Genomic DNA, 26371 nt, shown 5'->3' with positions numbered 1-26371 from the left:
AGTTATGATAATTTTTTCTGATATCACTTCATGAGCAAGCACAACGAATCATTAGGTGATGTACACAATTCCGTAAATACCGAAAACAAAACCGGGTGGCGTAAAATACTCGCATTTATTGGCCCGGCGTATTTAGTAAGCGTTGGTTATATGGACCCGGGCAACTGGGCAACCGATATTGCAGGCGGCAGCGCCTTTGGCTATAAACTGATATGGGTGCTATTGGCATCAAATTTAATTGCCCTGCTCCTGCAATCATTAAGCGCGCGTTTAGGCATTGTACGCGGACTCGATCTGGCTCAGGCCTCCAAAAACACATACCCACGCTTTACCAACTTTTGCCTCTATATATTGGCGCAGGTGGCCATTATAGCCTGCGATTTGGCCGAGATCATCGGGATGGCTATAGGTTTGCAGTTATTGTTCGACCTGCCTTTAATATGGGGCGTGTTGCTCACCATTACCGATACCATATTGCTGCTCTTTTTAATGAACAAGGGCATGCGCAAGCTCGAAGCCTTCATTGTATCTATGATATTTATTGTAGGGCTGTCCTTCCTTACAGAAATGTTCATTGTAAAACCTGATGTGGTGGAAGTGGTTAAGGGTTTCGCGCCGAGCTTTCTGTCGGGTAAATCATTGTACATCGCTATTGGTATTATTGGGGCTACTGTGATGCCGCATAACCTGTACCTGCATTCGTCGCTGGTGCAAACCCGTAAAATTTCACGTACGGATGAAGGTATCCGGTCGGCTATAAAATTCAACTTATTTGATACCGTTATCGCGCTTAACCTGGCATTTTTGGTAAACGCGGCCATACTTATTTTAGCGGCAGGCGCGTTTTTCACCAATGGGCATTATGAGGTAGCCGAGATACAGGACGCCTACAAACTGCTCGAAAGCATCTTCGGTAAAATGGCCCCGGTACTGTTCGCGGTAGCCTTGATCGCGTCGGGCCAAAGCTCAACCATTACAGGTACACTTGCCGGGCAAATTATTATGGAGGGCCATATAAACCTGCGTATTGAGCCATGGCTGCGCCGCCTGCTTACCCGTATACTGGCTATTGTACCCGCAGTGATCACTATTATTTACTTCGGCGAAGATTCACTGGGCAACCTGTTAATATTAAGCCAGGTGGTATTGAGCCTTCAACTTGGTTTCGCTATTATCCCGCTGATCCACTTTACATCCGACAAAAAACGCATGGATAAGTTTGCCATCGGTCCGCTGGTTAAGGTGGGTGCATGGACAAGCGCGGTAATTATTGTAGGGCTTAACGTAAAACTGGTATATGAGCAAATTATTACCTGGCTGCACGATTATCCCGGCGCTACTATGTGGATCTACTTTTTAGTGATCCCTATTATTATAGGTATAGCGGTATTGCTGCTGTATGTATTTATTCGTCCACTGATGTTTAAACACCACGAGAAGCCTCAATTGTTACCGCACGGACTGGCTTTAGCCATACATGATATTGAGGCGATCTCTTATAAGAACATCGCCATTACAATAGATTTTTCTAAGAACGATTTTAATACCATCCGACACGGAATTATGCAGGGCGGCAAGCATGCCAAATATACTTTAATACACGTGGTAGAAACCGCCGGGGCGCGTTACCACGGTACCGATGTAATGGACCTTGAAACGCAAAGCGACTTCACCAATCTCGAAAAATACGTAACCGACCTTAAAAACCTTGGCTACAAGGCCATTGCTAAAATTGGTTACGGCATGCCCGCCACCGCCATTGCCGATATTACCAATGCCGATAAGATAGATTTTATAGTAATGGGGTCGCACGGGCACAAGGCGCTTAAAGACCTTATATTCGGCACAACTGTAAATTCGGTAAGGCATAAGGTGAACGTACCGGTGCTGGTTGTTAAGCCACAACCAAAATAATTTGCATATTTGCAGCAAAAGAGCAGGAGATGAGCCAGGATAAGATCTATATAAAAAACAAGAAGGCCTATTTTGAATACCACATACTGGATAAGTACGTTGCCGGGATACAACTGCTTGGTACCGAAATAAAATCGATAAGAGAGGGCAAGGCGAATATTAACGATGCCTTTTGCACCTTTATTAATAACCAGCTATATGTACGTAACCTGCATATCTCTGAATACTCGTTCGGTTCGTTTTACAACCACGAGGCCAAGCGCGACAGGATTTTACTGCTCAACAAAAAGGAGCTGAAGAAACTGTTGGTTAAAGGCGAAGAGCGCGGTTTTACTATTGTACCAATTGCATTATTCATCAGCGAGCGCGGTTTTGCCAAGCTGGAAATAGGCCTTGCCCAGGGTAAAAAGACCTTCGACAAGCGCGAAACCATGAAAGAACGCGACACCAAGATAGAGATGGACAGAGCGATGAAGAGATAATTCAAATAGAGAGTTAAGATACAAGAATCAGGAGTCAAGATAAGGTTCATAACAAAGGCCACGTAAAAACGTGGCCTTTGTTATTGTATAAACAATTCTCTTTCTTGTCTCCTGTTTCTTATCTCTGACTCTTATCTCTTGTCTCTTGATTCTAACCACAAGTTACCACGCCCTATCACCTACCAGCGGTACAAACCGGAAGGTATCGAGTACAATTTTTTCGTAATCGTTTTCGGCTACTTTTAGTACGGTTACCATTTTTTGGGTTTGTTCGTCACCTACCGGGATCACTAATATACCGCCTATGCTAAGTTGTTGCAGCAGGATATCCGGTACGAAGGGTGCGCCGGCGGTCACTATAATTTTGTCGTAAGGCTGATGTTTGGCTATGCCTTTTGAGCCGTCGCCTAAAAAAAACTCGGGTTTGTAGCCCATATAGGGCAATACCTGTATAGTGCGTTCGTATAGCTTTTCCTGGCGTTCAATGGTGTATACCTTTGCGCCAAGCTCAAGCAGTACACAGGTTTGGTAGCCGCAACCGGTACCTATCTCCAATACCTTATCGCCCTTTTTTATGTGCAGCAATTCGGTTTGGTAAGCTACGGTATATGGTTGCGATATGGTTTGCCCCTCGCCTATCGGGAAAGCGATATCCTTGTAACTCTGGTTCCAGAAGGTTTCATCGAAAAAATAATGGCGGGGAACTTTGCCTATTGCCGCTAATACCTGTTCATCTTCAATGCCCTTCTTTTTTAATACTTCAACCAATCTCTTCCGGGCGCCTTTTTCGCGGTAATTATCAACAAACTTATAAGCCATTTGCAAGCAAAGTTATACATAAAACCCAGTTTTTGGCGCTTGCTTATAGCTACGAGTTACCAACAGGTTAAATTTTTCGTGCTATGTAGCACAAAGCCAAACCGCTACGTAATTACTAAAAATACAAAAATGAAATACCCCAATATAATGAGGCATGGCTTTGCAGCAATAGTAGCCCTGTTTTTAATATGCGGCTGCCGAAAAGATAGTCACATCAATGATCTGAAGACCGATGCCATTATACTCGACCTTGGCAACCCTGCCGCCGATGGCTGCGGCTGGGTGATACGGGTAGGCAATATCGATTACAAGCCCGAAAACTTAGACAGTAAATGGGAACGCGACAGTCTTAAGGTGCGCATAAACTACGACATGATGAAAGGCTCCTACTCCTGCGGAATAGCGGCCAACATCGGCTTCTCGTACATTCACCTGAACGATATCAGGGAACGATAATTAATATGGGTCAACATCGGGCTGCACAATGCTGCCTTTACTTAGTTTGGTGGTTTGAAACTCGGTGATCACCTCCCTGATGATGGCTTTGGCCTTGGCTATTGATACGCCATCCTTCTCAAATTTCAGCATGATCGATTTGATGTAGTAGTTCCTAATCCTGCTGATGAGCGGCGCTTCGGGACCAATTACCCTGTCGCCAAAATGTTTACGCAGCTTGTTGCCCAGGTATATGGCCTGGTTATGCAATATCTCGGGGTCTTTATGTTTGATATCGAGATTGATGATGCGGTAATAAGGCGGATATTTAAAGCTTTTGCGCTCCTCCATTTCGGTAAAATAAAGGTCGAGGAAATCGTTATCGATCACCTGCTTTATCACCCTGTGACCGGGATCATACGTTTGAATCACTACCTTGCCCCGCTTACCCCTGCGCCCTGCACGGCCACTCACCTGCGCCAGCATCTGGAAACTGCGTTCATTAGCCCGGTAATCCGGGAATTTCAGCAGGCTATCGGCACTGATGATACCGATAACGGTAACATCTGAAAAGTCCAGCCCCTTGGCTACCATCTGCGTGCCTACCAATATATCTATCTTTTTCTCTTCCAGATCGTTCAATATATTTTGCAGCGCGTTGCGCGAACGCGTGGTATCAAGATCCATTCGGGCAATCTTGGCATTCGGCAATAGCAGGCTTAGCTCATCCTCTACCTTTTCGGTACCGAAACCTTTATACTCCAAATGTGTAGAACCGCAGGCCGGGCAAATATTTGGCGTGTCTTCTTTGTAGCCGCAATAATGGCAATGCAATTTCTTGCTGCTTTTATGGAAGGTAAGGCTTACATCGCAATTGATGCACTTGGGTGTGTAGGCGCATATTTTACAGATGAGCACGGGGGCATAACCACGCCTATTCTGAAACAGAATCACCTGCTCCTTATTATCAAGTGCTACCTGCATATCGTTCATCAGCACGCTGGTAAAGTGCGACTGGATGAGTTTCTTTTTGGTTTCTTCGGAGATGCTCACCACCTCAATATCCGGCAGCTCTACCCCGCCGTAACGTTCGGTGAGCTCTGCAAGACCAAACTTATGGATACGGGCGTTAAAATAACTCTCGAACGATGGCGTAGCCGAACCCAGCAGTACTTTACCTTTATAAGTAGCCGCCAAATAAATGGCAGCGTCGCGGGCATTGTAGCGCGGGGCCGGGTCGAACTGTTTGTAAGATGTTTCGTGCTCTTCATCTACAATGATCAAACCCAAATCATAATACGGTAAAAACACCGATGAGCGGGCACCCAGTATAACCTTGTACTCGTTATTGAGTACCTTTTGCCATACTTCGGCACGTTCGTTATCATTAAATTTAGAATGATATACGCCTATACTCGCCCCCAAATAATCGCGAAGCCGCTCAATAATATGGGTAGTAAGCGCAATTTCGGGCAACAGGTAAAGCACCTGCCTGCCGCTGGCTATCATCTCTTCAATCAGCCTGATATAGATCTGCGTTTTGCCCGACGAGGTAACGCCGTACAGCAACACGGTATCTTTATCCTCAAACTGCCTTTTTATATCAACAAATACATTTTGCTGCTGCTCGCTCAAAGTAAAAACCGCGCCGTCGTCCTCATTTTCGTAATGCAGGCGACTAACGTTCTTTTCTTCGGCCACAAAAACCTCTTTATCAATAAGGGCTTTAATGGCCGCGGCACCGGCACCGCTCTCTTCTATCAACTCGTTTTTAGTGATCGCTTTTTGATGGCGCGATAGTTTGATGTACGCCAGCAAGGCATCGGCCTGTTTTGGGGCACGTTCAAGAATATTGAACAGCTCCCGCATGTTATCCTGATCCTGGTAGATGCGGTTAAGCGTGATAAAGGTACGCCTACGTGGTTTGTAGCGGTCGCTTACCTCTTCAGATATGTGGATGATGTTTTTCTCGAACATCAGCTTCAATATAGGCATCACCGTTTTTTGGCCCAGCAGCTTGGCAATATCACTAATAGTGAGTTCGGGTTGCAGATCGAGCGCTTCCAATATCAGGAACTCTTTATCATGCAGGGTGGTTTTGTCAACCACCATATCTTTATTAACGGTTATTTTGGTTTCGCTGGCCAGCTTAAGGGCGGCAGGCAGCGCGGCGTTCATTACCTCGCCAACATTGCACATATAGTATTCGGCCAGCCAGTGCCAAAACTGTAACTGGGCGGTTGTTACTATCGGCTGGCTATCCAGTACCTCCAGTATATATTTAGCCTCATACTTTTCGGGCGCCTGGTCGCCAATGGATGATATAATGGCCGTGTAAAGCTTGCTTTTGCCAAACTGCACCACAACGCGCTTGCCAATGGCAATAGCATCGTTCATATCATAAGGTACGCGGTAGGTATAGTTTTTAGCTATCGCCAAAGGCAAAATCACCTCAACGAACAGCGTTCTCCTGCCGCTATAATGTGCATCAGCAAACTCTAACATCTATTTATATTACTTATTTCTGATGGCTGCCAAAACAACCAGTACCCAGCCTACTATAAAAAACAAACCGCCAAGTGGTGTTATAGGGCCAATAATACGTGTAAGCGTGTCCAATCCTAACAGATCGCGGCAGGCCAGCAGGTACAACGAACCCGAAAAAAACACGATGCCTAACGAAAAAAAGTAGTATGCGCCTGCAATTAATTTGTTTTTAAAACGTGTAAATGTAGACAGGAACAATAACGCGAAAACGTGGTAAAACTGATAATCAACGCCTTTTTGCCAAATTTCTAATTGGGGCTGTGTAATGAGGGCCTTTAAGCCGTGAGCGCCAAATGCACCTAATATAACTGCCACTGCGCCAAACAGCGCGGCGGTAATAATAATTTGTTTGTTCATTGAAGATATTAAAAGGCTAAGTTAACCAAATTTGAAACTATACTTTAATGCCGTGTTGTAATTATCTAACTTGCGGTGCAAACATATAATGAAAAGGATCATCATTGTAACTATACTTTTGCTTGTAGCCGCCGGGTACATGACGGTAGCTTATTTCAAAAATTTAAGTCCGCCCGGTTTGCATACCAGCCAGGTGATGAGCCACATACCCGGTGATGCCGCCTTTATATTTGAGTTTAGTAACGATAACGGTTTCGACGAGATATTTCAGGGAAATACACTATTACCCGCCGTGGCAGGCAAACAAACCCTCGATGAACTAAGCCTACTGCGTGAGCAGGTACTAACAAAAACATTACTTAAAAATTATTTTTACGGTCAGGATATCTTCATCTCCCTGCATCCTGCAAAAAACGACAGCCTTAATTTGCTCATTACCATACCCGCGGTAAAAACTTTAGAGGAAGGCATATTCAATAACATTAGCAAAAGCAACCTGTTGATAAGCCCGTATACTGTGGCAGGCAAAAAGGGCTATACCTTTTTTGTAAAAGCCCTCAACAGGCGTTTTTATACTATTGTAAACAACAACAATATACTAAGCGGCAGTTTTTCTAAAGAACTGATAGAGGCCACGGCCACTTACGACGACAAAAAAAAGCAGCCTTTCGAGCTGCTCCCTGCCAAACAAAATTCAAATTCGCCGGCCAACCTGTACGTGAACTACCGCGAACTGAATGCGCTATTTGATAATCTTTTTAAAAACAGCAATACCGATATATTTAAAAGCTTCAGGGTATTACCTGCAACCGCGGTGCTCAGCTTAAATTATAAAAGCGATGCTTTGCTGTTTAACGGCACCACCACTACCGATAAAACCGCGCCTACAAGTTACCTCAACTTGTTCAGTAACCAGCAGCCGGTAAATAATCAGCTTAAAAATATATTCCCATCTACCACGGCGTACTTTATCAATTTTGGGGTGGCCGACAGTAAAAAATTCACCGCCGACTTAGCCGACTGGTATCGTAAGGCTAACCAGGCTAAGGAGAAAACGGCTTTACTCACCAAAATTAAAAACGAAACCGGCGTAAACCTGCAAGCCAACTTTAACAGTGCCCTTATGCATGAGTTTGCTATAGTTACTACACGCTACCAGGAAAAGCTGGGCATTATTGCCATTAAAGACGGCTCTAAGCTTAAACCCACCATGTTGAACATCAGCACAGGCATGAGTGAGAACAGTGGACGTTTTAATTATGATAAGGTGCCGTATTTTTTACTGGGCGATGCTTTCGGTATTTTCCGCAAGCCTTATTTTATGGTGATTGATAATTACCTGCTGCTGGCCAACAGTTATGCCGAACTGGAAAGCTATTACGAAACCTACATTAACGGTAAGTTTTTGATAAAGATGGATAGCTACAACCTGTTTGATAACCTGCTGGCGCAAAGCTGTAATGTGAACTTCTACCTCAATTTTAAAAATTCTCAAACTATATTAAGGCGTGATCTTAGCAAGCCGATGTATGATCTGTTTAAGAAAAACGAACCCGGTTTTAACGATTATTACGCGCTGTCGTACCAGCTCACCGCGTCGGACAAAAACTTTTACACCAACTTTTGCATGAAGTTGAACCCGGCAGATACTACATTATCTGCAAATAAATAATTGTTTTGTTATAAACTATAGTGGCTTTACTGCGTTTTAACATTAGAATGTTAAATTGCAACGCAACCGTGTTTGAGGTGCTGATTTGCAAACAGCCACTAAGTTTCAAGCACACGTTATCGTATTTATGAAGAAAAGTCTACTGTTTTTTGCACTCGTACTATCCTCTGTTAATCTTTTTGCACAGCAACTGGCACAATATAATACCGAAACTTTATTTGATTCGTTCGAGAACCCGTCGCAACGCTCCTTTATTCGCGATTCGAGCCGGATGTTCGCCTCCAACTTTCTTTTCCCTACCGCGGGTACCGATCTGGTTATTACCGGCAACGCGCAGGTATCTTTAAAGAGCCGAGCCTTTGATGCCCGCTACAACAACAGCGCCCTACAAATTGGCCAGGGCAAGTTCAATCACATCAACGTTAACGCTAATATATACTTGCTGATGTTCAAGATATATACCAGTCAAGACGGAGATCAGGAATTGGGCTTCTCCCTACAATCAAGAGGTGAAGGAAATGCTTTGTTCACCGATGAAACCGTGGCACTGTTTAACGGTTCGGGAAGTTTTGAAACAGGTGCTTACAATAATCCATTCAAAGGCAATGCCTACTACCAAACGTATCACCAGTTAGGTGTTACTTACCGCGAAAAGATAACGCCCCGTTTTGCATTAGGCTTAAAGCTTAACTTTTTAATGGGCGCGCAGTATCAAAAATTGAAGATTTACAATTCATATATCGAGTTCAATGATCAGGATAACGCTATTTTGGCCCTAAACGCGCAACGTTATACCTCGCATGTGGAAGGCACATCAGGCGCGCGCGATTTTAAACCGAGCTTGCGCAACCCGGGTTTATCGTTCACGCTGGGTGGTTCATATAAAAATGATGAGGGGGTGGTTTTCCAGGGGAACTTAAAGGATGTAGGTTTTATCAGGTGGAACAGTAAAGCCAGCATATACAATATTGACGGCGCTACCATGCTTACTGATTTGAGTACCAGGCAGCGTGAGGATAGTACCAGCGCGCAATTATCCAGGTTGCTAAGAACGGGCAACCTCGAAACGGGGCATTTCTTTACCCCTACCGATGGCCGTGCCGAACTAAGCGCGTCAAAAGCATACTGGTTAAATTACGATCAAACCTGGAAGATGTCGCCATCGATTATCGTTAATAAACAACTATTTTACTCGGGCTTTACTGCCGCTGTGGTAAACCACATACAGTACAAAAAGTGCATAGTAACGGTGCTGTCATCATATAATGATCTTAACCTGTTAAGTTTTGGCGGGCAGTTCATGTTTAAAACCCCCAACGCGGAGTTCTTTTTAGGCAGCGAACGGGTATTTGAAACCGGCCGAACCATACTGGCCGCTTATGGCCGTCAATCGCAAATTACTCATTCGGGGGCTTTCACCGGCGGCAACCTGTTTTTTGGGGTATCGTTTAAGTTCGGTAATTATATAGAAAGCCCGATGAATGCCAGCCGTATGCCAAGCGGCGAACCGGGCTTTTTCGGCAGGTTATATCACAGGTTGTTTAAGAGCAACTAATTACAGCGCCTTTTTACCGGCAATAAAATCTTTTAAATAATAAGGTTCAAAATAAGCCACATCTTCAAAAGCCTTATCGTTAAACTTTTTCAAAGCCATTTGGCTAAGGTGTGCCGCGTTGTTTTGAAAGTTGGGTGAAAATATCGCGTTATTGTTTGCGCCTAACACAGCTTCGCACTTATCCGCGCCATCGCCGAAAAACAATATTGGGTTGTTTTGCAGCTCGGGCGCGAAACTGTTTTCATCGATAATTTCGGCGGCGGTAGCTTTTACACGGTTGCCTTGCATATCAAACAGGGCCGTGTAAACTTCCATACGGCGGGCATCAATCATGGGGCACAATAAAATACCGGCCTTATTGTAAGCAGCAGCCAATGGCATAGCACCATAAGCCATGGCTTCTAATGTTTCAATGGCGATGAGCGACTTATCCAGCGCGTAGCATAAACCTTTAGCGGTAGATACACCAATACGCAGCCCCGTATACGAACCCGGCCCACAGCTTACCGCAACGGCATCCACATCAGCATAAGTTAAACCGGCGGTATGCACCAGTTCTTCGATAAAAAGGGTAATTACTTCGGCGTGTATATTGCGCTCGTTAATTTGCTTTTGGGCAATAACAAGGCCATCTTTAGCCAGCGCTACAGAACAAGAGGTAGTAGCAGTTTCAATTTGTAGTATTATGCTCATGTATTCTCAGGGTACAGGATCGTGCCCGTGGCCTCCCCAGGGGTTGCAGCGGGCAATGCGCTTCAAAGTTAACCATCCGCCTTTAAAAGCGCCATGTTTTTTTATAGCTTCAACACCATACTGCGAACACGATGGTGTATAACGGCAGGACGCACCCAGCATTGGCGACAGCAGGTATTGATACAGCCTGATGAGCATCAAAAAAAATGCCCCTACAACGCGGTTAAACAGCCTGATCATTTACTTTGCTAATTTGCTCGCTCAACTGGGTTAACAGCTTTACCATCTTTTTCTGGATAAAATCATACTCGGCAATATCCTTGCCTATATAACTTAACGACAAAATAATGTGCTTATTTGATGCGTGTAAAAAATCGTAAAGGTGTTGCTGTTTATTGAGGCGGTATGCCTCGCGCGAGCGGCGTTTAATGGTATTACGGTCTACAGCGTGTTTGTACCGCTTTTTGGCAACCGAAAACATTACCTGCACAGGATATTGGCCGGCATTATCAACAAGCCGCCACGATGCCTTATAAGGATAACATAAAAAAGAAGAACCGCTATGAAAAAGACTGTCAATAAGCCCTTTGTTACATAACCGTTCTTCTTTTTTGAAAGTATACATAGTTGCTGGCCCCAAACCAAAAAAATTAACTTGATCCGGCTGAAGTTACCGCAACGTAGAAACCGGAATTACGCTTTATGACGACGCTCGTCAGACACGGTTAACCTTTTTCTGCCTTTAGCTCTTCTTGAAGCTAAAATCCTTCTGCCGTTAGCAGATGCCATGCGCTCACGGAAACCGTGCTTATTTCTTCTTTTTCTTTGAGAAGGCTGGAACGTTCTTTTCATTACTTTATATTCTTAATATCGTCTTTTAAAAACAAGAGCGCAAATGTAGTGGTTTTTTCGCACTTGTCAAATAGTACCGTTGTTAATAATTAGCATTAAAGCTGTTATTTATTAACATTTACACAATATTAAGCCTTTTTTTCGGCCAATAGGTCGCGTATTTGGGTAAGTAGTACCTCTTCGGTGCTTGGTGCAGCTGGTGCGGCAGGCTCTTCTTCTTTTTTCTTTTTAAGGGAGTTGATACCTTTTACCACCAAAAATATACAGAATGCAACGATGATAAAATCGATAACACTATTAATGAACATACCGTAGTTGATGGCAGTTTCGGGTTTATCGCCCAGGGCCGGTTTCAGCACGTACTTGGCATCTTTAAAATCGATACCACTAAGCAGCAGCCCCAGCGGCGGCATTATCACATCGTTCACCAATGAGGTTACTATTTTACCAAAGGCGGCACCAATAACAACACCCACTGCCAAATCGACAACGTTGCCACGCATGGCAAATTCTTTAAATTCCTTTACAACTCCCATAAGTTTCAGTGTTTAGTTGAATAAAGTTAAAAAAAATCGGCAGGCTAAAACAAATATTTTCTTTTATCCTTTTATCAACTTTAAGTATCGATAAGCTTAACTTATTTTAAAGTTAGGGGTATTTGATGTATTTTTGGCCTACTACTAATTATGTTAAAACAGAATCTTCAACAAAAGCTATTACAAAAGCTGTCGCCGCAGCAAATACAATTTATAAAATTGTTGCAGGTGCCTACAGTATCTCTCGACACCAGGATAAAGGAGGAATTGGAGGAAAATCCGGCACTTGAAGACCTAAGTTTAACTAACCTTAACGAACCCGAAGAACAATACCCCGACCGCGACCCCGACGAAGACAACTATAACAGTGATAACGAAGGCGGTGAGGCCGATGAATTCAATATAGACGACTATTTGCAGGATGATAACCTGAATGATTATGGCTCGCGCTATGATCAAAACGGCGATGATGAGGAAGATAAGAAGGAAATGCCTATCGCTATTCAAAGCTCATTCTTTGAAAACCTGCAAGCCCAGCTTGATCTTTTGCCTTTAACCGAAAAGGATTTTATGATAGGCAAGCAGATCATCGGCAGTTTAGATGACGATGGCTACCTGCGTCGCCCCATTATGTCGCTTACCGACGATTTGGCCTTTTCGCAAAACGTAATGGCCGAAGATGAAGAGGTGGAGGATATGCTGAAGGTGATACAAAGCTTTGACCCTGCCGGTGTTGGCGCGCGTACCTTACAGGAATGCCTGCTGATCCAATTGCGTAAAAAGGATAACAATACCGACCCGATCATAAAAAAAGCCATATTGGTTGTTGAGCATTACCTTGATGAGTTTACCCGTAAACATTACGATAAACTCGAAAAATCGCTCAATATGGACTCGGCGGAATTACGTGGGGTGATCAACGAGATATTAAAACTCAACCCCAAACCCGGCGACTCAAACGAGGTAAATACCAAGCAAATGCAGGTAATACCCGACTTTCACATCACCAATAATGATGGTTCGCTGATATTAACGCTTAACTCCAAAAACGCACCTGAGCTTAAAGTAAGCCGCTCGTACCAGGAGATGTTCCAGCATTACGATAAGGCATCGCAAAAGGATAAAAAGCTGAAGGAAGCGGTACAGTTTGTAAAGCAAAAACTGGATTCGGCCAAGTGGTTTATTGATGCTATTAAACAACGCCAGCAAACCCTGCTGAAAACCATGAATGCCATAATGCAGTACCAATACGATTTCTTTTTAACCGGCGACGAAAAGAACCTTAAACCGATGATATTGAAGGACATTGCCGACAGGATAGGCATGGATATATCAACGGTATCGCGCGTAGCCAACTCTAAATATGTGCAAACCGAGCATGGTACTTTCCTGCTGAAATCCTTCTTCTCGGAGGCCATCCAAACCGAAAGCGGCGAAGAGGTATCAAACAAAGAGGTGAAGAAAATACTGGAAGAACATATTGGCAAAGAAGACAAACGTCACCCCCTTGCCGACGAAAAACTCACCGAAATACTCAAAGAAAGCGGCTACAACATAGCCCGCCGTACCGTAGCCAAATACCGCGAACAAATGAATATCCCGGTAGCGAGGTTACGTAAAGAGCTTTAGGTTTTAGAAATAAGAGTTGAGATTCAGAAATCAGGAGGTCATACTCACTTCCCCTTTCATTCTGAACGGAGTAAAGAATCTGCTTCGTGTGACCTGCTTGTGATAGATGTTTCGTTCCTCAACATGACAGTTTGTGTATGTGTAAAAGATACTCCCACCCTGTCATTCTGAACGCAGTGAAGAATCTACGACGCAGGACCTGCCAGTGATAGATGTTTTCCTCCTCAACATGACAGCGCACAAAAAACCCCACCTAACCATGCTTTGGCTTTTTGAATTTTAACTTTTGAATTTTGACTTACTAAAATCCGTGTTGAGGCGATAGCAGCTTGTACTTGTTGTTAAGCAGTATACCTAATACAATCTCGTGGGTACCGTTACTTACGGTACGCAAGGCGGAGGTAGTATAATCGTACGAGTAGCTTACGTTGAATATGGAGTTGATATTAACGCCCAGCAGCGCGCCGAATGAATCGCCTTTGCGGTATGAGCCGCCTATCCATAAACGATCGCTGAAGGCAAGTTTCATGTTTACATCAAAGGTTACCGGTGTTGGTTCAATTATCTTTAATAGAGTTGATGGCAACAGGGTGATCTCATCTGTTAAGAACACCTTAAAACCCGCGGTTACAAAATAATGCGGTACCGTTTTGCTATCGGCAGTATTATCGCTGAAATATAGTTTTTGAGTAAGTAGCTGTTGTGCTGATACCCCTGCAAACCATGTTGATGAATATGCCCATGCACCTACACCCAGGTCAGGGTTCCAGCGGCTATAGGTATTACCGCGCAGTACAGGGTCGATATCGTTCTCAAAGGTAAGTTTTGAAGTATTTAAGCTGTTATAATTAGCACCGGCAGATACACCTACGGCCAAATTAAGCGTTGGCGACAAGCCCAGATGATAAGCATAGGTAGCGTTAATATTGGTTTGGTTGATAGGGCCTGTAACATCGTTCACCACCATTAAACCGATACCGTGGTGCGGTTCGGCAGCCTGGTAATTTTGGGTGTATAGCCTGCTTAACGGGTTTTGTCCACCGTAAGATGGCATAGCCGAGGCATCGCCCTGCAAAAAGTTACTACCCAATGGGGCGTTAATGGTAAAATAACTGGTAACAGGCGCGCCGTCTAAACCGGTCCACTGGCTGCGGTGGCCTACTTTCATATCGGTATAGTTTTCTATTCCGCTTAAAGCAGGGTTTAGCAAGTAATTATTGAGTACATATTGCGTGTACTGCGGCTTTTGCTGTGCTTTGGCTAACCCGGCACCGCATAGGGCCACTAATACTAAAAAGTAAAATTTCTTTATCATCGTAATATTGTAACATTACCGGAAACCGGTTTATGTCCGTCTTTTAAATCAATTATATAATAGTAAGTAGCTGTAGGCAAGCCGGCTCCGTTTCGCGTTCCGTTCCAGCCGTTGCCATAACCTGTGCTTGTATACACCTTATCGCCATATCTGTTAAATATAGTAATTAAACAATTAGGGTAATCTTCTATATTTTGAATTTTCCATGTATCATTAGTACCATCTGCATTCGGCGAAAACGTATTCGGTACAATTATTTTACGCAATACCTTAACAAACACATCTACAGTAGTTTCGCATGCGCCCGATGATACCGTTAACTGGTATTTGGTATCAACCGCAGGGTTTGCTATTGGCTGCAAAATATCCGGATTGCTAAGTCCAGTTGCCGGTGACCATTTATAAACCAGGCTTGCGCCGCTTGCCTGCGCTGTTAGTAACACCTGCCCACCTTCAAAAAACGTATACTGCGGCTTTACATCTATTTTTGGCAGGGCGTTAACAGTCACGTTAAACGTAGTGTTAAAATCACATCCCTTGCCCGATAAATAGGTATAGTTTATTTCAAATATACCCGGCCCGGCCACTTTAGGATCAAACACCCCGGTTAATGATACACCCCTACCCGTAAATGTGCCGCCGCTGATTAATGTGCCATTTTCTGTTTGGCCGAATGTTAGCGGCGCGTCATCCTCACATACCACAATATTGCCTGTTGGCGAAAGCGCTACGTAAGGTTGGGCATACACCGTTATTGGTGGCAACTCAAATTCCCTTGAGCAATTTCCGCCCGAATACACAACCATTTTCACACGGTAAGGTTTGCTCCCAGGCAAAGTGAACGTATCATATTTATGCGTATACTTTCCATCGGCAGGCATGTTATCAATAGTATAAACCTCTTTATCATTAGGGTGACCGTCCAAATCAAAATACCATTCTACCCTCACAATACTCCCTACATTAACCGTTGCATTGTTTATAAAAACCACATCGCGGTTACTGCACAGCCTATCTTCATCCTCCACACTAAAACCACCGGCAAACTGATCTCCGTTTATAGTAATGCGGTTTGTACGTTCAACAACACAACCTTGTTGCGTGGTAACTGTTAATTTAACATCATAAGTACCCGGTGTGGCATAACGATGTGATGGATTTCTATCGGTAGATGTATTCAAAGCACCCGAACCCGCATCCGCAAAATTCCATTCAAAAGTAAAGGCGGCATCGTTTTGGGTGGCTATCAAATTTTTGTAGGTGAACTGTGCGGGGTCGTTAACGCAGGCTTGCGCCATTGTAAAATCAGCCTCAGGACTAAAGCCTACATCTACAGAGCGAGATGCAAAACTGATACAGCCGTTAGTATTTTGGACACTTAGCCTAACCGTATAAATGCCCGGCGCCTCATAGGTATGAGTTGTGTTATTAACAGTTAATGAATTTGACACTTTACCATCACCAAAGTCCCATCGCCATTTTGTAATGGTATTGATTACATTGCTGGTACCGATAAACTCAATTTCCTTACCAGAACATACCATTGCTGATGTAGTGAATCCTACTATAGGCAAAGGCTTAAAATTTACCACCTTGCTTATTACATCAGTACAGCCATTCTCGTTAGTAACCGTAAGAGTAATGGTATGATCACCTGCTGTTTCAAAAACATGATTGGGATTTTGTAGATCAGATGTTGTACCATCGTCAAATTGCCATAGCCAGGCTTTTATCAACGTACCATTCGCGGCGCTTTTATCTGTAAAAGTTGCTGCCACATCAACGCAATTAGCTATTACATCAAATGCGGCAACGGGTAGGTTAGCTACATTAAAGTCAAACTCTACTTCTTCAGTTGAGCCGCAATCATCACCTGTTGGGTTAAAAACTTTGGCTATTACCACGTGGTCGCCTATACTGTAGGTTTGTTCGGGATATTCGTATATATAAAGCGTTTTACCATCTTTTACCCTGGTGGTAAAAGGAGGGTCATTAAACGGCCCCGCAGTAGTGCCATCGCCAAAATCCCAGGTAATGGTATTTGTTTTATAGGGTAAGGTTAGTTGTAATTTATAGCTGGTACCTGCACAACCGGCAATAACAGATTCGCCGGTTGCGGGATCATGCAATACCACCCTTTCGTTAAGGTTCACCAAGTTGGTACCGGCGGCGTAGCCGTATGATTCAAACTCGCCAAAACCATAAGCAATGGCATTAAATCCCTCTTTAGCTGATATATTATGTGTACCTGAGTTTACTTCAATCTGAGCGTAAGAATACTCATTGTTAGTTGCCGTAATAGGTTGAAATTTTGTGTAAGATGATCCGTCAACCATAAAACTTGATACAGCGCTTGTTTTTATTACAACATTAATAAAATTAAGCTCAATTTTATTTCTATTAGTGGAATACAATGTTACATGATCAATCGTTTGCTCTAAGGGATTGAGATATATCATTTCCGGATCGCCCAAGTCATGCTCATCTACAGTGCAAGAGAGTGTTTGCCATTGTGTAACTGCATATTGTGCTACCTGTATTGGTTTATCAGCAGTTATATATTCAGAACCGGTTAAACTTAATTCGATAAATTGCGAACCTGCACCGGGCGTTATAACTGAACCATTCAATTTCACTTCTGTTGACGGATCACTCAATATAATTCTATAAATATCGTATTTACGACCGGCTAATGGCACCGTAATGTAGCTTTTGCCCCATGTGGCCGTCGGATAAACCTGTTGAAACAAGTTATCAGACGAAAAATAACGCAGATCGTTATTACAGCCTATCGCTATTTTTGTACTGCCCGAAAAAACTGCTATTTTTTTACAAGGCTCATTATTAGTACTTATAGAATTTACTGTAGACCCGGTAAGATCGGTTAGTGAATTAGCCTGATACACTTCACCTTTTCGCAAGAAAACATTGAATGGTTGGTTTGCAGGCTTTCCATCGGTAAGGCTTTGAGATGGAGTAACCTCAACCACAGTATTATCTTCTGTTGCCACTACCAAAAATGTAGAATACGCCTCCCGCCGCTCATTCTCTGCATTTGAACGTTGCGTATAATTGATAGATATATATTTTTTTCCTAAAGTGTTAACAGGTAATAGCAATGTTGCGCCCGACACATTTTCCGCATAAATATGGGCATATACAGCTACCGGTTTACCTGCTGTAATATGTAGACCTTTGAGCGATTGCCCCGGCGCTCTAATATAAGCCGATGAGGGTATATTAACAATGGTAACCTGATTTGCCCTTACAGTGTAAGAAAATGAAAAAGCACCATCTGCTAACTCAACTTTGCCTGATGTATTCACATCAGAAGTAATATACAACGCCATCTGACTTTTCCTGTCGTTTGCATCAGCAGCGTAATAATGCTGCATATACGCTGTCCAAAACTCAGTACCCTTGTTACTGGTGTTAGATTGCGCAAGGCCGTTTGTGGCAAAAAAGAAAAGGAGCAGCAATGCCCTGAAAATCCCCCTCACTCAGTTTAATAATTAATGGTTAGCCTGTTGCCGCAGGGGCAACGCTTATAAAAATACATAAAGCATTTTATATATCAAGCCATTAACACAAAAAGCAGGTAGCGTATTTACCTTTTAAAAGAATTTATTGGGATTAGGCACCAAATTCAGGAACGATTCGAAGTTTTCGGCATATTGCGATTGATCGAGCTTGTAGTAGAACGCGCCTTTTTTTGATGACTGCTTATCCTTTTCGGTAAGTTTTACCAGCAAACCGGTTGACAGCAATTTGCGGCTAAAGTTACGGTCGTCAAACTTGGTTTGGTAAACGCCTTCGTATAAAGCCTGCAATTGCGGAATGGTAAATTTTTCGGGCAGTAACTGGAATAATATAGGGTGTAAGGCCGCCTTGTACATCAGTTGTTTGCGGGCCTGCTTTACCATTTCGTTATGGTCAAATATCAGGTCGGGCATATCATCCAGCAAAAACCATTCGGCATGAAAATCATCATTCAGCTGTTTTTCATACTGATGGATATCGATGAGTGCATAGTAGGCGATAGAAAGGGTGCGTTCCACCGGGTCGCGGTCGGGTTTGCCAAACACGTTCAGCTGATCCATGTACACGTTATTTAAACCTGTACGTTGTTCTAAAACACGGTTCGCGGCCTCATCAGGGGTTTCTGATGGTTGTATAAAGCCGCCCATAAGGCTCCACTTGTGTATTTCGGGTTCAATGCCCCTTTGTACAAGTAATAATTTAATGTTCGATCCGTCAAAGCCAAAAATAATACAGTCTGTTGCTACAAGTATCCTTTTTTCGCCGGTATATTTTTGCATGCTTAATGGCAAGGTTTAATGATATTACAATATATGAAAAAAACACGCTGAACCAGTCAGCGCGTTTTTTCTATTTACTACTTTTTGATGATCCTCTTATAATCAGTTCGGTATGCAGGGTTATCGCCTGGTTCTTTTCAAACTCCGTTTTTTTATCCAGCTTATTAAGCAATATGGTGATCACGTTGTCGGCAATCTCCTCTATCGGCTGCGCTATAGATGTTATTTGCGGTGTATGCAGTTCATACGCGTCCGAGTCGTCAAAAGTTACTACGGCAATATCGTTCGGTATACTGATACCCAGGCTCTGCATTACTTTTAAACCGCAGGTAGCATCGTGGTTGGTACCAAACAAAATGGCATCAATGTTTTTTTTCGATTTCAGGAACGAAGTAACCGGCTCAATCAGGTTTTTCTTATTCAGCGTAAACGGCAACTCTTTTACCAATGGTTTCAGGTCGTTTTCTTTCAGCGCCATTTTGTAACCCTTTACCCTGTCGGCCATTTGGGTTTGGTTGGAAAAGAAGGTAATAAGGGCGATGTTTTTATACCCCTGCCCTATCAAATGCTGCGTAGCGTTGTAGGCGCTAAACTGGTTATTGATCACCACGTAATCGGTATCAACCGTTGGCAAGTACCTGTCGAACATTACTACCGGCATGTGATCATTCAGCAATGAGGTAATGTCCTCTTCAATACCTTCCGGCGGCGACATGATGTAACCATCTACGTGCCTGTCGCGAAACATATTGATCAGTTCCTTGGTTTTTTGGGTATCATTATACGTGCTACAATAAATGATCTTGTAGCCGTTTTTATAAGCCCTATCCTCAATTAAACGCGCTATGGCGCTAAAGAACGGATCGGAAATATTTTCAACCATCAAACCAATGGTATTTGATTTACCCGTACGCAAACTTTTAGCCAGCGAATTTGGCTTGTAGCCAACCTCCTTAACCAACTTTAGTACACGTTCTACCAGCTCGGCACTTATCCTTTTTTCCTGTGCGCGGCCGTTCAAAATGAACGATACCGTGGTTTTTGATATATTAAGTTTATCGGCTATATCTACTATGGATAATCTCTTTGCTGACATTTGTTTCCTGCTCTAATTTTAGTTTAACAAGACTAATATATTACCATTTCAACAAAAAACAATTTTTTGGTAAAATTTTACTAAACGATTAACTAAACGTTAAGCACTTTGCTTATTCAGTTTAGGATACAGGTACCCAAAGAAGAAAATTACCGAATAGCAAATGATTGGTAAATAGTAGGCATGCGCTACACTGTGGTTGGCCACTTTACCCATTAAATAAGGGAATACCGCGCCGCCAACTACACCCATTACAATAAAGGATGAACCTTGCTGCGTTTTTTTACCCAGATCTTTAAGACCAAGGCTGAATATGGTAGGGAACATGATACTGAAGAAGAAGTTAAGGCATATCAACGCTATAAATGACGTCCATCCCCAGGCTTGCGCAATGATAAGGCACATAGTGATACTACAAGCCGCGAATATGGCCAGTAACTTGTATGGCTTAATATAAGGCATTAAACCGGTACCCACAGCACGACCGGCAATCATCATCACCATACTTGCTGAGAAATATCCTGATGCCTCACCATCTGTCATCCCCATAATATCGTGCCCGTAATTCAGGAAGAATGCCCATGTACCGCCTTGTGCCGCTACGTTAAAAAACTGTGCAATGGCTGCAAAAACAAAGTGCTTGCGTTGAAACAGGCTCTTTTCTACATGTATTTCTTCGCCTATGGCATAGGTATCGGTTGCAATAACATGCGGGTCGGTAAGCGGCGGAACTTTCACAAAAGCGAAGCACAACCCTATCAGGGTAATTACCGAGCCTATTACTACATATAATATTTTCACGGAGATCAAACCTCCCATGGCGGCAAAAGCACCGCCAAACACAAAGAATTTACCAATCAGCGGGCCTATTACAGCACCCACACCATTGAAGGTTTGCGCGAAGTTTACACGCTGATCGCTGGTACGCTGATCGCCTAATGATGCTACGAAAGGGTGTGCTACTGTTTCAAGCGTTGCCAAACCGCAGGCCAGAATAAATAACGCTATCCTGAAAAAAGTAAATGACTCGGCGTTAGATGCGGGCACGAACAGGAAAGCACCTACCGCATACAGAAACAAGCCCAGCAATACGCCATTCTTGTAACCGAATTTTTTCATAAATAAACCTGCGGGAATACCCATTACGGCATATGCGCCAAAAATAGAGAATTGCACCAGGCCCGAATCGGCTTTTGATACGCTCAATACACTTTGAAAATGCCTGTTAAGCACATCGCCCATGGTAATGGCTATGCCCCAAAGCATAAATAATGAAGTTACAAATGCGAAAACAACATAAAAGTTCTTTTCCGTTAGTTTTGGTTTCAGGTCCATACAAGAATTGTAAAAAAGCTTAATTGGTTTGAGTTATTGCCGCCTAAAATAATATAAATTATCAGTAAATCGATTTTTTATATCATATATAACAGTCCCGGTTATTTTTGCGGCAGGGCGATAAAAATAAAAGCCATAATGGTTAGTTATGGCTTTTATTTTAGCAAAGTATTAAGCTATTTATTCCGTTACCGGGAAAGATGAGATCCTTAGCCTCGCGCCGCCCATTGGCACCAGCGTTAAATTAGCCACAGGTTCCGCAGTTTTAACCGGACTAACCGGCAATACCCCGCATAATCCGTACTGGTCAACCTTCCATTCGGGTATCAGTTTACCTTTTGCCTTTAAAGTTATAGGTGCCGATGCATTGGTGAACGGGTTGTTATCCTTTGGCCATACGCCTTTTACTACCGTAAACGATTGCTCGGGATTGGCTTTGTTAAGCAGCAAACCATAGTTCCAGGCCGATTTTGGGTAGATCTCGTACGAAGGCCACTTTGCCGGATCAGCCGTAGCCTGCCATTGCGAATCGCCGATGGCGGTGGCTTTGCTATCCTTTTTCACGTAATCTTCGTCAATCTTTAACGAAAAAGTAAGCGGACCATAATTTACACTCGCGCTATTCTTGTTTTTAGCCCACTCCCTTACGTGCAGTTGCATTGGCAATTGCAGGGTTATCTTATCGCCGTTCTTCCATTCGTTTTCCAGTTTAATGTATTCGCCGCCTTTGGCTGCTACTTTTACCGCTTTACCATTTACAAATACTGATGCGTTACTGCACCATGCCGGTACACGCAAATAAACCGGGAAGCTGTTTTTAGCAAAAGTGATCACTTTCATATCAATAGTGGCATCAAATGGGTATTTTGTAGTGGTAAGTATCTTCACCAAACCACCCGAACCTACTTTGGCCGTAACTTCACCTTCACTGTACAACTGCGCGGCTATCCCGTTATCGGGGGTAGCCATCCAAGAATTTTCGGCATAGTATACCCAACCTGCTGCATGGTTATGCTGGCAGCAACGGCTGCTGAAAGGGTTCATGGTTAAAAACGGACCGCTGTTATCAATACCCGGCGAATGGTTTTTGCTATCACTGATCACCATATTAGGTGCTGTTAAATAACGCAGGGCCTTATAATCAGGCGTAAATGCTGCCGGGAAGGTATTGAATGCTACATCCTCGCAGTTATCGGCCCAAAAACTATCACCTGTTGATTGCAGCAGGAACTGGTCTGAGGTCATTTGCTCAACCAGTCCGCAGGTTTCAACGGCCTGCCTTGGGTCATCGTAACCTTTACGTGCATTTTCATCGGCGCCAAACATACCGCCGGGTACCTGCCCGTAAATCTCACGGATGAGTTTAAAGTTATCATAAGTCGCTTTCAGATCGGCAGGGTTGTTACTTTGCTGATAATAAGTTGCTGGTTCGCGGAAACATTCGGCCACGTTAACGTTGTGCCAGTTAGGCAGGTTATTGTTTTGTCGCCAATCTGCTGTGTTTTTATCCAGCTTGGTAGCCAAATCAAGTAGCCATTTATCGCCGGTACGGTTGTACAGCCAGTAAACACTTACTATGTTATCGCCACCGCGGCTCTTTTCCCAGTAATCTTCCAGCAATTTATCATCAGGGATGCTTAATTGCCATTTGAAATATTTGGTCATCATGGTAAGCACCCGCGGATCTTTGGAGTATTCGTAGTACGATTGCAGGCACCACAGCATCGGCATGTTGGTCCAAAGGTCGCGCTTGCCCTCACCTTTCTCCACCAGCGGACCGAAATCGCCGTTCTCACGCTGGTTATTGATGGCTGCATCTATCCAAACCTTGGTATCGGCCAGCATCTTAGGGTCTTTAAGCATATAAGCGATATCGCCGTAGCCTTTCAACCAGTAAGGCAGTTCTTCCCATCCATACTTGCCTTTACCATCCTTGTTCAGCCAGGCATTGTCGGTTTTTGACAGCCAGATACTGATCTCGCCTAAATTGCCGGTCAATCCGTCGCGCTGTAGTTCCAGCTGTTTTTTTAGCCAGCCGCCCGGTTTAAATGCCGTTAAAGGCAGCTTGATAAAAGGCTGCGGCTTAAGCGGCGCCTTGTTGCTTACGTAATAACTGTTTATTGATGATACATCGGTTTGGTTAACAGCGGTTGCCGTTTGGGCGTAGCTGTTGTTGCAAACGTTTGCACCTAAAACAGCAAGACATAAAGCAAATGCTTTATGTCCTGAAGAAAGTATATCTCTCATACTTTAGTATATTGGTTTTACTTTTTGGTAGCTAATTTATCTTTAAGTACTTTCATATAATAACCACCTACCACACTGCGTGCCTGGAAACCTACCATTCTACCATCGGTAGTTTCGTGCCAGTCGCTCAGCGGTACGCGCGACGGGGTTTTTATGGCGTAATTGTACATTGGGTCGGCAAAGGCTAAAAAGTCGGCCTGGTTACCGGTAAAGCTGGCAGTCCACAATATCCAGTCAGATTTTGTGTAGGTTTTGCGGCTATCCAACGGCAAACCAAATTCGCCCAGTTTGCTTTTGTACCATTTAATTTCGGCATCATACACATCCTGTGGAAACAGGTTTAGGTGTAATACCTTATCCCAAACCATGTTATATTTTTGGCTCCAGGTGCCTTTGTTATCAAAGGTAAGGGCGTAGTGATCGCCGTCTTTAGCGAGTTGAATCCAGCGGCCTACCATATCTTTAGCAATGATCCTGTATTTTTCGGCAATGCGCTTTTCACCAACCTGCTCGGCAAGGTCGGCATAGCAGGCAATACCTACAATAGCTTTAACCGATAAGTTGGCATTACGCGCCAGGTGACCGGCAAAGTCATCGGTACAAAGTTGTGTTTTAGGGTCAAAACCTTCTTCAACAAGGTAGTTAACCCAGGTGCTCAAAGTTTTCCAGTGTTTGCGGGCGTAGTTGGCGTTGCCTTCGGCCTTTGCAATGGCATCGGTAAGGATTATCATATTACCCGATTCTTCCACCGGCATATCCTCACCATAAGTTTGACCGTTAGCCAACGGATAAGTACCTAAATCGTGTGCTGCAAATGGTTTAGGGAACTTACCACTTTCGCTGTAATAGAATATACCATTCAGCATGCCTTTCAACAGGTCTGGATTGTATACCAAAAACATTGGGGCCGATGGGTAAGTTACGTCAACCGTGTTGATTGAACCGTTGCTGAAGTTCTCTTTCGACAGGAACAAGATATCGCCCTGCGGACTTTTTACTAAACCATGGGCAGAAATAGCCTGACGGTAAGCCAGTACGCAAAGCGCGGCATATTTTTCGCCGCCTGCTTTTAAAGTGGTAGCATAAATACTCTTATCAACCGCGTTACATTTTTGAATGATGCCTTTGTATTCGGCAGCGGCTTTGGTTAACTGGCCCTCAATGGTTTCTTTACCCGAGTTGTTCCACCATGGCCTTAAGTTGGTTTTGAAATATTGAACGGCAAAGATCTCATCATAACCTAACTCCACAAATTTTTCAACCGCTGTAGCACCAACCTTATTGAATGGAATAATGGTGTTCAATGCCAACTTTTGGCCTTTCGCGTCGCCTAATACCATGCTCTTATCGGTAAAGGCTGCGGCGGCATTTCTTTCGTACGATACAAACTGGGTAGCGCCTGCCGATTTTGGAGCGGCAACATACATGTAACCCCAGTCGATACGTAAATCGTCACCACGTTTTTGTAATAAAGGCTGCTCAACCGAACCCGCTTTTAAAACATCAAGCGCGGCGGTAGCATATTTAGTAGCCTTAACCTCTTGCGATGGCTTGTTAACCGCCACATCGGTAGAAGCGCTAAAGTATACTTTTACATTGTGTGTAGCTTTATCGTTGGCTTTTACCTTGTAAGTAATGTACGATACCGGCCTCGACAAAATTGTAAGGTCGCTCATCAGCAACGGCGAAGTAAAGGTTACGCCTAAATCAACCTTACCGGCTTTAAAGCTGTAAACGGTTTGCGTAGCGGTAACTTCAACATTGGTTTGTTTGGCCACTTCAATTTGAGTAGCCGGTTTAATTTTGTCTGATAAACCAAAATCAAGAGCGGCGCCACCGGCGGTATTCAATATATGTATGGCCAGTACGTTTTCGCCAACTTTAAGCTTGCTTTTAGCGGAGCTGTTCAGAGGAACCCAATCATAATCAGAGTTCCAGTGGTCTTTATCCAATACTTTTTCACCATTGATGAATACCTCAATGTTATCATCATACCATAGCTTTAATACCAGCTGGTTAATATCGGTATTGCTAAGGTTAAAGGTACGGCGTACCCAAAGGCTTTTGCTTTTCCAAAGTGTTTTGGCGGTAGCTTTATCATCAGTAAAAGGGGCAGCGCCGGTTTTCCAGGCCGATGCATCATATTCAGGGGCGCACCAGTCGTCGCCCGGTTTGGTTTCGGTATATTTTACGGTATAGGCTTTTTCGTCAGATGCTGCTAAAACAGTTTTGTAACTAACAGGCTCGGCACCCAAAAAACGGTAGGTTTTACCGTCAACATTTATCAGGCCTAATAATGACTGATCGGTACCTGTCCAGTGTTTGGTTGATGAACCGGTGAGCAGATCAGTAGTTGACCATATACTAAAATACGGGTTATGCGTTATCAGCGGATAAGCGGGGGCTTTTCTTTCCTGGGCATTGGTAGTACCCGCTAAGAATAAGGCTGTTAAAAGGCTAAAGGCCTTCCTTACAAATGTTTTTGGTTTGTTCATAAATCTGGGTTAACTGTTTACTTAATTAGGCCATCGAAAGAATAACTGTCTAATTGGCATTTAAAAGTATTAC

The 26371-nt window shown here is 43.6% G+C and carries 21 protein-coding genes; 6 read left to right on the top strand and 15 right to left on the bottom strand.

Annotated features, from left to right (window positions below):
* Window positions 1–30: 30 nt before the first annotated feature.
* Window positions 31–1914 carry an Nramp family divalent metal transporter gene (locus AC07NA_RS05460; protein WP_494896371.1) on the top strand — a complete coding sequence of 628 codons (1884 nt, stop codon included), beginning with the start codon at window positions 31–33 and terminating at the stop codon, window positions 1912–1914.
* A 29-nt stretch (window positions 1915–1943) separates the two neighbouring features.
* Window positions 1944–2396: an SsrA-binding protein SmpB gene (gene smpB / locus AC07NA_RS05455; protein WP_345210631.1), complete on the top strand. Its 453-nt coding sequence runs from the start codon at window positions 1944–1946 to the stop codon at window positions 2394–2396.
* Between the two features lie 162 nt (window positions 2397–2558).
* Here the strand turns inward: smpB and AC07NA_RS05450 are convergent, their stop codons facing one another.
* Window positions 2559–3215: a protein-L-isoaspartate(D-aspartate) O-methyltransferase gene (locus AC07NA_RS05450; RefSeq protein WP_345210629.1), complete on the bottom strand. Its 657-nt coding sequence runs from the start codon at window positions 3213–3215 to the stop codon at window positions 2559–2561.
* Window positions 3216–3344: 129 nt separating this feature from the next.
* Here AC07NA_RS05450 and AC07NA_RS05445 point away from each other — a divergent pair, with 129 nt between their 5' ends.
* On the top strand, window positions 3345–3671 hold the full coding sequence (locus AC07NA_RS05445; protein ID WP_494896368.1) for a hypothetical protein: 327 nt from the start codon (window positions 3345–3347) through the stop codon (window positions 3669–3671).
* Here AC07NA_RS05445 and priA read toward each other — a convergent pair whose 3' ends face one another.
* The gene (gene priA / locus AC07NA_RS05440; protein WP_494896366.1) at window positions 3672–6155 is read right to left on the bottom strand and encodes a replication restart helicase PriA; all 2484 of its coding nucleotides are present in this window, start codon (window positions 6153–6155) and stop codon (window positions 3672–3674) included.
* 9 nt (window positions 6156–6164) lie between these two features.
* Window positions 6165–6554: a DUF423 domain-containing protein gene (locus tag AC07NA_RS05435; protein ID WP_345210626.1), complete on the bottom strand. Its 390-nt coding sequence runs from the start codon at window positions 6552–6554 to the stop codon at window positions 6165–6167.
* Window positions 6555–6642: 88 nt separating this feature from the next.
* Here AC07NA_RS05435 and AC07NA_RS05430 point away from each other — a divergent pair, with 88 nt between their 5' ends.
* Both AC07NA_RS05430 and AC07NA_RS05425 read left to right on the top strand, forming a co-directional pair.
* Window positions 6643–8226, top strand: a complete 1584-nt coding sequence (locus tag AC07NA_RS05430) for a hypothetical protein (protein WP_494896364.1) — start codon at window positions 6643–6645, stop codon at window positions 8224–8226.
* A 127-nt stretch (window positions 8227–8353) separates the two neighbouring features.
* On the top strand, window positions 8354–9781 hold the full coding sequence (locus AC07NA_RS05425; RefSeq protein WP_494896362.1) for a DUF5723 family protein: 1428 nt from the start codon (window positions 8354–8356) through the stop codon (window positions 9779–9781).
* Here AC07NA_RS05425 and tsaB read toward each other — a convergent pair whose 3' ends face one another.
* The 5 genes from tsaB to mscL all read right to left on the bottom strand — a co-directional run bounded on the left by tsaB (window position 9782) and on the right by mscL (window position 11862).
* Window positions 9782–10474, bottom strand: coding sequence for a tRNA (adenosine(37)-N6)-threonylcarbamoyltransferase complex dimerization subunit type 1 TsaB (gene tsaB / locus AC07NA_RS05420; RefSeq protein ID WP_494896360.1), 693 nt, complete (start codon window positions 10472–10474; stop codon window positions 9782–9784). It lies immediately after the preceding gene.
* A gap of 6 nt (window positions 10475–10480) precedes the next feature.
* A complete protein-coding gene (gene yidD, locus AC07NA_RS05415) occupies window positions 10481–10714 on the bottom strand; it encodes a membrane protein insertion efficiency factor YidD (protein ID WP_494896358.1) in 234 nt (77 codons plus the stop codon).
* Entirely contained in the window at window positions 10698–11099 is a 402-nt protein-coding gene (locus AC07NA_RS05410; protein WP_494896356.1) for a ribonuclease P protein component, read from the bottom strand. The genes yidD and AC07NA_RS05410 overlap by 17 nt, the downstream gene beginning before the upstream one ends.
* A 68-nt stretch (window positions 11100–11167) precedes the next feature.
* Window positions 11168–11326, bottom strand: a complete 159-nt coding sequence (gene rpmH, locus AC07NA_RS05405) for a 50S ribosomal protein L34 (RefSeq protein ID WP_345210620.1) — start codon at window positions 11324–11326, stop codon at window positions 11168–11170.
* Between the two features lie 128 nt (window positions 11327–11454).
* Window positions 11455–11862 (bottom strand): large-conductance mechanosensitive channel protein MscL, encoded by a 408-nt coding sequence (mscL, locus tag AC07NA_RS05400; RefSeq protein ID WP_494896354.1) that lies wholly within the window; start codon window positions 11860–11862, stop codon window positions 11455–11457.
* Window positions 11863–12012: 150 nt separating this feature from the next.
* Here mscL and rpoN point away from each other — a divergent pair, with 150 nt between their 5' ends.
* Window positions 12013–13491, top strand: a complete 1479-nt coding sequence (gene rpoN, locus AC07NA_RS05395) for an RNA polymerase factor sigma-54 (RefSeq protein ID WP_494896352.1) — start codon at window positions 12013–12015, stop codon at window positions 13489–13491.
* Window positions 13492–13792: 301 nt separating this feature from the next.
* On the opposite strand, the gene AC07NA_RS05390 is transcribed toward rpoN, so the two are convergent.
* From AC07NA_RS05390 to AC07NA_RS05360, 7 genes are all read right to left on the bottom strand, one after another.
* On the bottom strand, window positions 13793–14806 hold the full coding sequence (locus AC07NA_RS05390) for a PorP/SprF family type IX secretion system membrane protein (RefSeq protein ID WP_345210617.1): 1014 nt from the start codon (window positions 14804–14806) through the stop codon (window positions 13793–13795).
* A complete protein-coding gene (locus AC07NA_RS05385) occupies window positions 14803–18306 on the bottom strand; it encodes a PKD domain-containing protein (RefSeq protein WP_494896349.1) in 3504 nt (1167 codons plus the stop codon). Before AC07NA_RS05385 ends, AC07NA_RS05390 begins: the two co-directional genes overlap by 4 nt.
* Window positions 18307–18420: 114 nt before the next feature.
* Window positions 18421–19125 (bottom strand): NUDIX hydrolase, encoded by a 705-nt coding sequence (locus AC07NA_RS05380; protein ID WP_345210615.1) that lies wholly within the window; start codon window positions 19123–19125, stop codon window positions 18421–18423.
* 70 nt (window positions 19126–19195) lie between these two features.
* Window positions 19196–20221, bottom strand: a complete 1026-nt coding sequence (locus AC07NA_RS05375; protein WP_345210614.1) for a LacI family DNA-binding transcriptional regulator — start codon at window positions 20219–20221, stop codon at window positions 19196–19198.
* Between the two features lie 99 nt (window positions 20222–20320).
* A complete protein-coding gene (gene fucP / locus AC07NA_RS05370; protein WP_345210613.1) occupies window positions 20321–21556 on the bottom strand; it encodes an L-fucose:H+ symporter permease in 1236 nt (411 codons plus the stop codon).
* Window positions 21557–21736: 180 nt separating this feature from the next.
* On the bottom strand, window positions 21737–23803 hold the full coding sequence (locus AC07NA_RS05365; protein ID WP_494896346.1) for a beta-L-arabinofuranosidase domain-containing protein: 2067 nt from the start codon (window positions 23801–23803) through the stop codon (window positions 21737–21739).
* Window positions 23804–23820: 17 nt separating this feature from the next.
* A complete protein-coding gene (locus AC07NA_RS05360) occupies window positions 23821–26298 on the bottom strand; it encodes a glutaminase family protein (RefSeq protein WP_494896344.1) in 2478 nt (825 codons plus the stop codon).
* Window positions 26299–26371 lie beyond the last annotated feature (73 nt).

Source organism: Mucilaginibacter sp. GW821-FHT07G05, from assembly GCF_059418565.1.
This window is presented reverse-complemented; position numbering and strand designations above follow the sequence as displayed.